Annotated in this window: 6 protein-coding genes; 1 reads left to right on the forward strand and 5 read right to left on the reverse strand. The window is 48.5% G+C overall.

Annotation, left to right across the window (positions count from 1 at the left end; all coding sequences use genetic code 11):
- Positions 1–45: 45 nt before the first annotated feature.
- A complete protein-coding gene (gene addA / locus ACNAZ4_RS03550) occupies positions 46–3,822 on the reverse strand; it encodes a helicase-exonuclease AddAB subunit AddA (protein ID WP_415813004.1) in 3,777 nt (1,258 codons plus the stop codon).
- Between the two features lies 1 nt (position 3,823).
- The gene (gene addB / locus ACNAZ4_RS03555) at positions 3,824–7,399 is read right to left on the reverse strand and encodes a helicase-exonuclease AddAB subunit AddB (RefSeq protein ID WP_415812794.1); all 3,576 of its coding nucleotides are present in this window, start codon (positions 7,397–7,399) and stop codon (positions 3,824–3,826) included.
- 352 nt (positions 7,400–7,751) lie between these two features.
- On the opposite strand from addB, the gene ACNAZ4_RS03560 reads away from it, so the two are divergent.
- On the forward strand, positions 7,752–8,912 hold the full coding sequence (locus ACNAZ4_RS03560) for an MFS transporter (RefSeq protein WP_415812795.1): 1,161 nt from the start codon (positions 7,752–7,754) through the stop codon (positions 8,910–8,912).
- Positions 8,913–9,016: 104 nt separating this feature from the next.
- Here ACNAZ4_RS03560 and ACNAZ4_RS03565 read toward each other — a convergent pair whose 3' ends face one another.
- The 3 genes from ACNAZ4_RS03565 to fabG all read right to left on the reverse strand — a co-directional run bounded on the left by ACNAZ4_RS03565 (position 9,017) and on the right by fabG (position 12,097).
- A complete protein-coding gene (locus ACNAZ4_RS03565) occupies positions 9,017–10,531 on the reverse strand; it encodes an acyl-CoA synthetase (RefSeq protein ID WP_415812796.1) in 1,515 nt (504 codons plus the stop codon).
- A gap of 115 nt (positions 10,532–10,646) precedes the next feature.
- Positions 10,647–10,979, reverse strand: a complete 333-nt coding sequence (locus ACNAZ4_RS03570; protein ID WP_415812797.1) for a hydrolase — start codon at positions 10,977–10,979, stop codon at positions 10,647–10,649.
- Between the two features lie 377 nt (positions 10,980–11,356).
- Positions 11,357–12,097, reverse strand: a complete 741-nt coding sequence (gene fabG / locus ACNAZ4_RS03575) for a 3-oxoacyl-ACP reductase FabG (protein WP_415812798.1) — start codon at positions 12,095–12,097, stop codon at positions 11,357–11,359.

The following is a 12,097-nucleotide window of genomic DNA, read 5'->3' on the forward strand; positions in this document are numbered from 1 at the left end:
CCGGCTGGATTGTATACACAATCAACCGGTTCCTTTCATTAAGAGCTAATTCATTTCCAAAAGATGGCCGCCATCGAAGAAATAAAGATATTTCTCTTCAACAGGCTTTTTCCATACTTGTTGTATCGCTTTGGCATAAAGGCTGATCTGGATTCGATAACGATCCACCAAGATTGGTTTTGCCTGTTCGAAACCGCCCTTATAGCGATCATGGATGCCATCTGTCTTGAAGTCGAGCAGGACAGTCCCCTTTTCATCCTCGAAAATACAGTCGATGACCCCCTGAATGAAAATCGGCTCATTTTCTCCCTGCCAATCAGGGTAAACCTCTTTTGCCGGCAATGAAAGATAAAATGGAACCTCACGTCGAACCTTGTTTGCTCCAAGGAGCCGCTGGCCAATCACGGTATCAAAGAAGGCAAGAATCCATTTTCGATCGACTGCCTCCTTCTGTTCCGGGAAGAGCAGTTCCTTCTCGACCATTTGTTCCAGCTGTGATTCAAGGCTGGCTTCTGTAATCGGCTTGGAAAGATCGATATGCTGCATGACCATATGCATCGCGGTTCCCCGTTCTGCTGGTGTGAGCATCTTTTCCTGCATGAACCTTGGCCGGTTGAGGATCGGCTTCGTAAACTTGCGGACGATCTGTGTTCCGCTCTCCTCATCCCTTGTTTCATGATTGCGCTTCAGCTCGGTTACCGACTGTTTCGAGCGATGATTGGCCGCTTCTTTATAGTGATATTTCCATGAAAGCTGTTCATTGACCTTATCGGCCAGTTCCGAAACCTGATTTACAGCCTTGCCGGCTGCTACAAGATCCATCAGGCTCTCGCGCTCTTCCGCTTTCTCCTCTGCATACGAAACGACCTCCTCAGCAGTAATCGTCTCGATTTTCCAGCGGGATGGATGGAAGCTGATTTCTTCGCCGAGTGCAGGATGCAGGCTAGCCTGACTTCCCCTGATCGACTCACAATCCTTGTGACGGATCACAGCTGGCCCTATCCAGTCGATATAGCCTGATGCCGATGCCCTTAAATATTCATCAAGGAGCCAGTCCGGATGGCTTGCTTCGTCCTGCCACTTGCTGATCGTTTTATCTGCATCCTTCACAGAACCAATCAGGTATAGCTTTTCCTTCGCACGAGTCAAAGCAACATAAAGGACGCGCATCTCCTCGGCAAGCATTTCCATTTTCTGCTTCCGTTTGAATGCCAGCTGCGGCAGGGATGGAAACGAAATTCGTTTCTCAGGATTGATGTACTTTGCCGCGAAGCCGAATTCCTTATCGAGCATGTAGAATTTCTTCAAGTCCATTGTATTGAAATTCCGGGCAAGCCCTGCGACGAAAACGACTGGGAATTCCAGTCCTTTGCTGCTGTGGATCGTCATGATCCTGACGACATCCTCCTGTTCTCCCAGTGCCCTTGCTGCACCAAGATCATCGCCACGCTCCCTCATCCGTTCAATGAAGCGCAAAAAGCGGAACAAGCCTCGGAAGCTCGTTACTTCATATTGTCTTGCGCGATCATAAAGCGCTCTGAGATTCGCCTGGCGTTGTTTTCCGCCTGGCATCCCTCCTGCAAAGTCGAAGAACCTCGTTTCCCTGTATAATTGCCAGATTAAATCCGAAACAGATCCTTGTCTTGCGGATGTTCTCCATTTTTTCAAGCCTTCCAAGAAACGACTTGTCTTATCATGGAGGGCTTCATTTTCCATTGTCGGCTTCTGGATACAGAATGCAGTCAACGCCTCGTAGAACGAGCCTCTTTTCTGGCTGATCCTGATGACGGCCAGTTCCTCTTCATCCAGGCCTACAATCGGAGACCTCAGCACTGCAGCAAGCGGGATATCCTGATAAGGATTGTCGATTACTTTCAGCAAAGAAAGCATGACGGCAACCTCTGTCGCCTGGAAATAGCCGGTCGAAAGGTTTGCGTAGATCGGGATTCCCTGCTGCTTGAATTCCTCCATGATTTGAGGAGCCCAGGTCATGGAGCGAAGAAGGATGACGATATCGCGATAATTCACGGGCTTCGATGTTTTCGTTTTTGGATTATACACACCTCGGCGCTCTTCTACCATATCCTTGATATGCTTGGCCATCAGTCTTGCTTCGAGCTGGGACTGCTCAAGGTCCTCAGCTTCGAATTCAGTATCCGCAACATCATTCTCTTCTGAGGAATCAGAGTCTGATGAGGCGCCTTCTCCCTTATCAATCAGCAACAGCTCGACTGGGAAGGGATCCTCCTCAGGATAAGGAGCCCCTTTCTTCAATTCAGCATTATCATCGTAATGGATTTCGCCGACTTTCACACCCATGATCTGTTTGAATAAATAATTGGTGCCGTCCAGTACTTCGCTTCGGCTCCTGAAGTTCTTGGCGAGATCAATTTTCAAGCCGGTATCTTCGCCCTCAGCTGTGAACCTGTTGTACTTTCCGAGGAAAAGGTTTGGCTCAGCAAGACGAAATTTGTAAATCGACTGTTTAACGTCCCCGACCATGAACAGATTCCCTGCTGCTTCCCCTTCTGCCGTCACCAGCTGGAGGATGGCTTCCTGAACCATATTCGTGTCCTGGTATTCATCCACCAGCACTTCCTTGAATTTATTGCGGTAGGCCAGTGCAGCTTCTGAAGGCTGTGCAAGTGAACCACTTTCATCATTGCTTTTGGCAGTCAGTATCTCAAGGGTGTAATGCTCAAGGTCTGAAAAATCCACGAGGCCGCGCTCCTGCTTCACTTCTCCAAACCTGCGCGAGAATTCTTTTACGAGGTCGATCAGCACGGCGATCAGCGGCTTCATTTCCTGCATATCCTTCAGGAAGCTTTCTGGCTTCCTGGAAAAGAGTTCATTTCTTAAATCCTGGACAATTTTCTTTGCCCGGTCCCGGAGCTTGGCCGCCTTATCGACGAGATCCTTATTGTAATCATCGCCGCGGCATGTCTTTGCCCTGCCGAAATTGGCAAGCTGGATTGCTTCAAACATCTCTCCCCACGATTGTTCACCGGCAGCCAGCAATGTATCGATCACATGAAGGTCTTCTGTAAAATTGACAGACCTTGGTGCCGGTCCGCCTGGCATCCTGGAGATGTCCAGCGCTTTTTCAAGAAGCTGTTTCGCTCCCTGAAGCTGAAGCTCGATATCTGAGATCAACACCTTCATGAACGGCAGATCCTCTATCGCAGCGCTGCTTGCTGCGTCGTACATGGAAACGATGGAATCAAGATAATCATCGGGAGAAGGATTGGACCTGGCAAAGTCAAACAAGTCAGCGATAATATCCTTCAAGCCTTCATCGCTGCGGTCATTCGTGAACGCATCCACCAGATTGAAAAATGGCTGATTATCCGCCTTTCCGTATTCTTCTTCAAAAAGATCCTCAATCACTTCGTCCCGCAAAAGCTGACCCTCGGTTTCGTCTGCGATCCTGAAGCCTGGGTCGACATCGATCAGATAGTAATATTTCCTGATGACTTCAAGGCAAAAGGAATGGAGCGTTGAAATCGACGCTCGATTCAACAGGCTCAGCTGCTTTTTCAGATGTATTGAATCAGGGCTGCTGTCGATTGCTTTTTCGAGTGCTTCACCAATCCTGTGGCGCATTTCAGCCGCAGATGCATTTGTGAACGTTACGACCAGCAGCTCATCGACGTCAATCGGATTGTTCTCTGAAGTGATTTTCCTGATGATCCGCTCGACCAGGACTGCCGTTTTACCGGATCCGGCCGCAGCAGCGACAAGGATATCCTTTCCTGAGGCCATGATCGCCTTCCACTGATCTTCCGTCCACGTCGCGCCTTCCGGTACTGGCGGTATATTCATTTTAGCCAAGGTCTTCTTCCTCCTCTCCAATTTCTGACAGAATGTCCAGCTTCTTGATCTTCTCAAGTCTGACAGAGTCGATTGCCAGCCCATCGTCTGCCTTCAGGCTTTCATCTTTTCTCAGTTCCTGAAGCAGGTCTTCCTTTTTAATGACTGGAAGCTTCCTGAAGTCATTCGATTCAACTGCCTGGTCAAACTGGCATACCGGCTTGAACGAACAGAATGTACAAGGTGCCCGGTCCTTGAGTTTGTAAGGAGCAACATCAACGATCCCGCTGACAATCCTGTTGCCGGTCTCCACATACTTATGGCGCACAAATTGGCGTAAATGGTCAAAATCCTCACGGCTGGCAACCTTCGAGCTCTTCAGCAGACTGCCATCCTTTTTAAAACCTGCTGAGATAATCTGTGAACTGCCCGTATCTAGCCCATTGTCCATCATCCGAATGACATTTTCATCGCTCAGCAGCAATCCGTTCATTTTAAACCGTTTGAGGATTTCTTCTTCTATTTCATCGAGTGTCAGCATTTTCGAAGCATTGACGATCGGGTTGTGCACATGGAAATAGAGTACACCTGCAGGGTCGGCCTGTTTCCCGACAAGCAATGGTGAATGGGTGATAATGATATCCAGGTAGGTGAGCATCTGTAGTGCCACCCCGTAATAAACCTCTGTCAGATTGACATCCTTTACGCTTGATTTGTAATCAATCACCCTCAGGTATACACCCTGGCCGTCCTCTGCTTTATCGACACGGTCAATCCGGCCCATCAGCTCCATCTTCGTGCCGTTTTTTAACGAGAAGCCGAGCGGAGGCAGTTTTCCCTGGCGGCCGAAGCCGAGTTCCAGACCGACTGGCGAGAATCCGCTGACCTTTGCATGCTCACTCAAAACAAGCGATGCGCGGCTGATGATATTCTGAAGTTTTTGCCTGATATAATGATGCCTGTTCGAGCTCAGCAAGATTTCATTCTGCAGTTTTGGAGCAAGCTTTTGCACAGCATCCCTTGCCAATTCTTCAGCCTGTGCCCTTGTAAGCTGGGCCCAGCTAAGGTTCTGCTCCATCACCGTCTCGGCGATTTCCTTCAATGCTGCGTGGAAAAGATCGCCGATATCCGGAGCTTCAAGCCGGAATATCTGTCGGTCACGCAGCTTCAGGCCATGCTGGACATAATGCGAGAATGGACAGCTGTTGAACAGCTCCATCCTGGAGACACTGGCTTGGATTTCATCGCCATACAATTCTTTCGTGACGGATTCCGGCAGCTGCTTCGTATTGTTTTCATAAAACAAGCTGGAAAGAACCTTCCGGGCCGTATCTGCCCAGCGGCTGTTCTTCATATAATAATCGTACACATCCCACCAGAAATCATAGACAGGGTAATTCCGCTTCTTCAACTGAAGCTGCGCTGTCAGGTAGGATAAGGCAATATTTTCGCCGGCAGCATATTCAAGCTGCTCTGCTTCCGGCATTTCCGATGGATCTGGCAGGAAGAAATGCGTCTGATGCCCTGGGAACAAATCCGAAATCCGCTTGATGAAGGAAGAAGGCATTAGCGCTTTCCCCTCTTCATTGGCAATCGGATAGCTGATATAAAGCTGCTCAGAAGGCGTCACAAAAGCCTTATATGCCGTAAAACTCTCATCCAGCAGCTTTGTACGGCTGCTTGGAGCAAGCTTCAGGCCTTTTGATTGCAAAAGCTCACGGTCGTCATCCGCAAATATCCCTTCCTCGGTCATCTTCGCAGGAAGAACCCCTTCGTTCACGCCAATGACAAAAGCAACCTTCACATCGGCAAGCCTTGTTTTCTCTATGTCGGCAACCAGTACCTGATCGATCGCCGGAGGAATCAGCGAAAACCTGAGTGACTCAAAGCCAGCATCAAGGATTGAAACGAACTGCTTCGGTGCCACCTTGCTGTCTCCCAACATTTCGACGAACTGGTCAAGAAGATTGATCACGGCATTCCAGGCTTGCTCATTCTCCCTTGCCTCAATCAGCCTTCCTTCCTGCTCGGCCGAGAGTCTCCATGCTTCGAGCTTTGCAGGAATATCCAGCTCCTCCAGGAAGAGATAGACCGCTTCAGAAAGCTTTCTTCCCGTGTCCGCCCGTTTCAGGCGGCGTGCCATCCGCAGAAGCGGAGCAGTGATTAACTGCTTCAGGTCATTCAGTTCCTGTTCAGTCTGCTTCTCTGCATCCGTCTGGGCCACACTGTCATACTCGAGCCCGCGGATTCTCCGGTATTTCCAGTGATCCTTTTTCGTCCATTTATCTCCCTGGATCCCATATGCAAGCACATAATTCTCCAGGACGTCCATCTGTTCACGCATCCTGTTCAGGTCCGCACCCTCAGGGAACAGCAAATCTGTCTTTACGGCGCGGAAAATCGGCTCATATCGCCAGTTCCCAAGGACCGTCTCCAGGCTTGAACGGACAAGCTCGACCAATGGATGGTGAAGCATATTCCGTTTCTGGTCGATAAAGAATGGAAGTCCGTAGTCTTCGAAAATCGTTTCCAGCACTTCACGGTATTCACTGCCTCGCATCAAAACCGCGATATCACGGTAGCGGTAGCCATCTTCCCTTGCCAGGCCAATTATTTTCCGGGCAACCCCTTCTAGCTCGGCACGTCTATTGGCTGCCTGTGCGATATGGATCGACGCCTCGCCTGAATACGGAACAGCCGGCCTTGAATCGAATTCCCTTTCAAGATGCTTCAGGGATTCATCCTGCCAGCGCCGCTGTTCAGACAGCACGACATTTTCTTCTTGCTCATAGCCTTTTGTCCGGATCATGTCATAGAGTGTCTGGCAGGTCTCGCCTGTCAGCCTGAATAAATGAAGCTCGTCAGGCTGTTCATGCCTGAAATCCCTGTCAACCGGCAGTGCAATCGTCACTCTTTTGGATGTGGCAATCAGCTGATCAATGATCATCAGTTCAAGCGGTGTGAAGCTGTAAAAACCGTCAATGTATACTTCCGCATTTTTCAAATATTCAGAAGCTGGGATTTTTTCGGCAAGCAGCTTGAAATAATCCTCGGAATCTATATATTTACCAAACAACTCATCCTCGAACTGTCTATATACAAGCTCCAGGTCGTGGACCTTATCCGTTAACGCCTGGTTGCCCCCCGAGCCTTCTGCCATTTTGCCGGCAAGCTCTTCCGGGTTGATCGCATAGCGTTTGAACTCGATCAGCATTTGCTCCATCTGCTGGATAAACCCATTTTTATCTGCGGCCTTCTGGAAAATCTTCAGGTCCTCTTTCTTGTCTTCAATGATTTTGCGGATCATCATGCTGATCCCGACGCTGTCCAAATGCTGGCGTGTGTAGCCTCCCGTCTCTTGAAGCACCCTCCATGCCAGGCGCGGAAAGCTGAATACCTGCGCCCTTATCATTCCCCCAAGGTCTGGGTCGGTGGATAATCTGTATTCTGACAGGAAAGACATTTGTTCCGGAACAAGATAGACAACCGGATCCCCCTGAGGGTCCGAAACCAGCCTGTCCTTCATTTCCTTCATGATCAGCTCGGTTTTCCCGCTCCCCGAGCGCCCCAGTACTAAACGTACAGACATCTGACTTCCCCTTTCTTCTAGTAAAATAACAACCTTCAATGCTTAACTTAATTGTTTTCACGACGTGCACGGTGCCTGTTTCTTATTCGCAGGGCCACAGGAGCCATCGTTGATCCAATTACAATGTTCAAAAAGCAATCATCTATGAAATCATCAACCTGCTAAAATCGAAAAAGGCGCTTCTCTCCCATGCGCCTTTTTTCTGCCAAACAATTGTTCTATATGTATACCATTATACCTTTTTTACAGACTGATTTGAAAGCAAAGAGCCCGTTAATTTTTGCCACTTCCCAGGTGTAAATGAACAACCTTCATCGGACTGGGCTGCTGCATATATTGTAGGTGGCAGGTGATGAAAATGAAATCGTTAAGCTTTTTTTATAAAGCTTCCATCCTACTGACGCTGTGCGCTATCATGGTTGCCAGCAATATCTACACACTGATACCCGTTTATTCAGTGCTATCGAATAGCCTTGGAATACCTGAATCGCATGTTGTCCTCGCAGGCGGGCTGTTCACCTTTCTTTATGCCTGTGGCCTGCTCTCGTTCGGTCCGGTATCGGATTATACAGGCCGGAGAAAAATCCTCGTGTTCGGTTTGCTGGCCTCGGCTATAGCTACATGTGCTGTCGGCTTTTCTGCCGGTTCCATCAGCCTGTGGTTCACCCGTTCTCTGCAGGGGTTGACTCTGGCTACTTTTGCTTCGGTTGCATTTGCCTATTCATATGACCTATTCACTGCACGGCAAAGAACCATCCTTGTGGTCCTGATCAACACTGGCTTTTTAATTGCCGGCATCTTCGGCCAGGTCGCCAGCGCCTTCCTGGCTGAACGTTTCTCCTGGAATGCCGTCTTCTATTTCTTTGCTGCCGTTTATTTAATTCTGTTTTCTTTCGCCTTTTTCCTGCTGAAAGAATCGTCACCACAGCCTGTCGAACCAAAACCGCTGGGGACGATATTTTTTCAATTATTAAAAGAGCCGCGGTTGATGAAGTGTTACATCATCACCTTTTCGCTCCTGTTTGCAATTATCGCTTTCTATGATGGTATAGGGCGTTTCTTTGCCGGACCTGCATCTGACCTGTTGCTGATCCGCCTCTTAGGATTGATCGGTGCGATCCTGTCACTATTCACCGGGTCATTGATGGACAGATGGGGTGCACTGAAGACACTGATGTTCGGCCTGGCAATCGGCTCCACAAGCGCGTTCATCCTGCTATTTCTGCACACGACCAGCGCACTGATCATTCTCTCCATCTTTTTTGTTTCATCCATCTCACTAGTCATCCCCACCGTCATTACACTGATTGGGTTCTACGGCAGCAGCCAGCGGGCGAAGGCACTGTCGCTCTATTCGTTCATCCTCCTGACCGGCGCAAGCCTCGCTCCCCCAGTCGCCGCTGTATTACCGTTTCAGGGTGTCATGCTGTTACTGTCGCTCTTGTTCCTCTTCAATATTATTTTATGTGTTTTTGTAAAAGAAAAAGCATTCCTGTCAGCGAATGCCGGCTGAAATGCTTTTGATTGGTCTCAGAAAGTTTGGTTTATACTTTTGCTTGGGTTCTCTGTCTAATAACTTGGAAAGTCTTTCGTTCAAAATAAAATTAATTGCCTTTTTCAGCTGACTGGCTTCTGTTTTTCACTGGCCATTTCCTTTAACTGCTTCTTGTCGATTTTCCCGACATGCGTTTTTGGCATCTGGGTGATGAAGTGGATTTGTTTCGGCACTTTAAAGCCAGCCAGCTTTTTTCGGCAATATTCCTTAATTTTCTCTCCGTTTAGCGCTGCTTCTGTTTCAAGGACGATGAACGCCGTCACGGCTTCACCCCATTTCTCATCGACCACACCTATTACCGCTGCTTCGCGGATGGAGGGATGTGAGCTTAGCCAGTGCTCGATTTCCAGGGGATAGACATTCTCTCCGCCTGTGATGATCATCTCCTTTTTCCTGCCGACGATATAGAAATAGCCTTCTTCATCCTGTCTGGCAAGATCGCCGGTGTGAAGCGATCCGTCCTTCCAGGTATTTTCGGTCGCACTGTCATTTTTCCAATAATACGAGAAGGCATGCTTGCCACGGATGGCCAATTCGCCGATCTCACCGGCTGGCGCATCGCTTCCATCATCTCTAATGACCTTGATGGATGTGAATAACATCGGTTTGCCGACCGATCCTCTTTTTATATCCGCATCGGAAGGATCAATGAAAAAATTATTCGGGCCAGCCTCAGTTAATCCGTATCCCTCTTTGAAAGCCAGCCCCTTCTGTTTATAAGCTTCATAGATATCGAGCGGGCATGGAGCCCCTCCGGATAAAAACAATTTCATATCCATGAATTCCGCTTGCTGAAACTTTTCTGATTTTACCAGCATATGGTGCATCGTCGGCACAAATAAGACGATCGTGCATTTATGCCTGATCAAAAATTCAATCGCTTTTTCCGGAATAAAATCATCCGCAAGCACGACGGTCCCACCTGCCATCAGGATTGGGATCGACAATGCATTCAACCCGCCGGTGTGGAATAAAGGCAAATAGGTAATCGTTTTGTCTGCTCCTGTCAGATTCCAGCTCGCGATGGTCGAAATGCTGTTCCAAATGATCGCCCGATGTGACAGAACGGCCCCTTTTGGTTTTCCAGTCGTCCCTCCGGTATAGATCATCGCCAGCGGGTCTTCTTCATCCAGTTTTTCGACAAGCTGGATTTGCTTCGGACCAGCAATCAAATCCTGATACTGTGAACCATCAATCTGGATGCACTCGCCGGCTTGATCCCAGACCATCGTCACTTCTTTTGTGAATTTCGAATGGAACGCCAGCAGCGCCGGTTCACTGTCTTGTATGATAAAGGCTAATTCCTCCACGGATAGCCTCCAGTTCAATGGCACAAAAATAGCACCGATTTTCCCACAGGCGAACAATAGATCAAAATAACTGACCCCGTTCGGCGCAAGCAGTGCAATCCTGTCGCCTTTTTTGACACCCTTTCCCTGCAGCCATGCCGCGATTGCCCTGGCTCGTTCATTGACTTCCCTGTACGACCATTCCTGATCTGTACCGGCAGCGGCGATCGCAGCAGCGTCCGGTGTCAATCTCGCTCTTGAGTCAAGCCAATCGAGCTCCCACCTCACCGCAATCTCTCCCTCTCTCGACGTGATGAATTTTATTTTAAAGAGCGGAAGTTACAGGATAGTTACACGAGCGCAAAAAACACCACAGCCATTATGGCCATGGTGTCCGGATCGCTTATTTAATTAACTCTTCCTCTGATAAAATGCCCATGCTTCTCACATGATTCTTTGCCTCGGCATCACCTAACCTGTAAACCATTGCGTAAATCTCCTTCAAGGCCATATCATATTCTGCGTGTTCGCGATCAGGGTCTGAGAAAGGATGCAAATGGGAATTTCCGTAAGTCGCCCAGTCCGCCTTATAGTTCGCTTCCAGATACTCTCGCAAATCCTTGATTTCCTCACCTGTCGCAATCAAAGTGAAGAAATGCCCCTCCTGATCTGCTGGCGTATCCAACACCTCGCCGCTTTCTATATTAAAGTAATACCTTTGTTTTTGCTCTTCCATATACAGCACCTCAATCTTTTTTATACCATTTACCACTTTTGGCGGGAAGTTAACCCCATCAGACTGAAAAGGTTGAAAGTGCAATGCATTTTTGGTATTTCAGGGAGCTTTTTGGCCCTTTGCAATGGGAACAGTTAGTTTTAATACTTGTTGTATCGATTTTTATTACCAGTTGGAAGGTTTTTTCACGGCTGGAGGATTTATTTAACGGTTGGCTCGTTTTATTATACGGTTGCGATGATTTATTTAACGGTTAGCTCGATCTATTATACGGTTGCGATGATTTATTTAACGGCTGCTGCAAGTATCCCCGGTCGAAATATTTATTCACCAACCTTCCCAAAATAAAAAAGCGCAGCAACTGCGCTTTTTCAACGTTACATCATGATTCCGCCATCCACATGGAGGGTGGTGCCATTCACATATTTTGATTCATCTGAGGCCAGGAAGAGATAAGCGTCGGCGATATCCTCCGGCAAGCCGAGCCTGCCGAGCGGAACGAGCATTTTCATTTGCTCGATCACTTTATCCGGTACTTTGGCTGTCATGCCGGTCTCTATGAATCCTGGGGCGACGGCGTTGACGTTGATTCCTTTACGGCCGAGCTCTTTTGCCCATGTTTTCGTCATTCCGACGACACCTGCTTTGGTTGCTGCGTAGTTGGTCTGGCCGACATTGCCGTAAATGCCGGAAACGGAAGAGGTATTGATGATCCTTCCTGATCCCTGCTGGACCATTGCCGGGACAACGGCCTGAGCGCAATGGAAGACGCCTGTCAGGTTGACATCGACAACTTTCTGGAAATCCTCCACGGCAAGCTTGTGCAGCATCCCGTCTTTTGTGATCCCTGCATTATTTACAAGAATATCAATCTTGCCAAAATGACTCAGAACATCCTTTACCATGTCATCCACGCTATCCTTATCAGCAACGTTCACTTGGAAAAAGGCCGCATCATAGCCTTCTGCTTTAAGCTCAGCTGCGCGCTGAGATCCTGTTTCCTCATCAAAATCTGCCATTGCCACCCGTGCACCTTCACGGGCAAAGGTTTTCGCTGCGGCAAGGCCAATTCCATTTGCCGCACCGGTAATGATCGCTACTTTATCTTGCAATCTCAT

Origin of the sequence: Mesobacillus thioparans (assembly GCF_965138835.1) — a bacterium.
In the GTDB taxonomy this organism is placed as follows: Bacteria; Bacillota; Bacilli; order Bacillales; family Cytobacillaceae; genus Mesobacillus; species Mesobacillus thioparans.

What these genes read in the sequence shown, in the direction of transcription:
- addA (WP_415813004.1), bottom strand. Translation starts at nt 3,822, where the DNA reads ATGAATATACCGCCAGTACCGGAAGGCGCGACGTGGACGGAAGATCAG.
- addB (WP_415812794.1), bottom strand. Translation starts at nt 7,399, where the DNA reads ATGTCTGTACGTTTAGTACTGGGGCGCTCGGGGAGCGGGAAAACCGAG.
- ACNAZ4_RS03560 (WP_415812795.1), top strand. Translation starts at nt 7,752, where the DNA reads ATGAAAATGAAATCGTTAAGCTTTTTTTATAAAGCTTCCATCCTACTG.
- ACNAZ4_RS03570 (WP_415812797.1), bottom strand. Translation starts at nt 10,979, where the DNA reads ATGGAAGAGCAAAAACAAAGGTATTACTTTAATATAGAAAGCGGCGAG.
- fabG (WP_415812798.1), bottom strand. Translation starts at nt 12,097, where the DNA reads ATGAGATTGCAAGATAAAGTAGCGATCATTACCGGTGCGGCAAATGGA.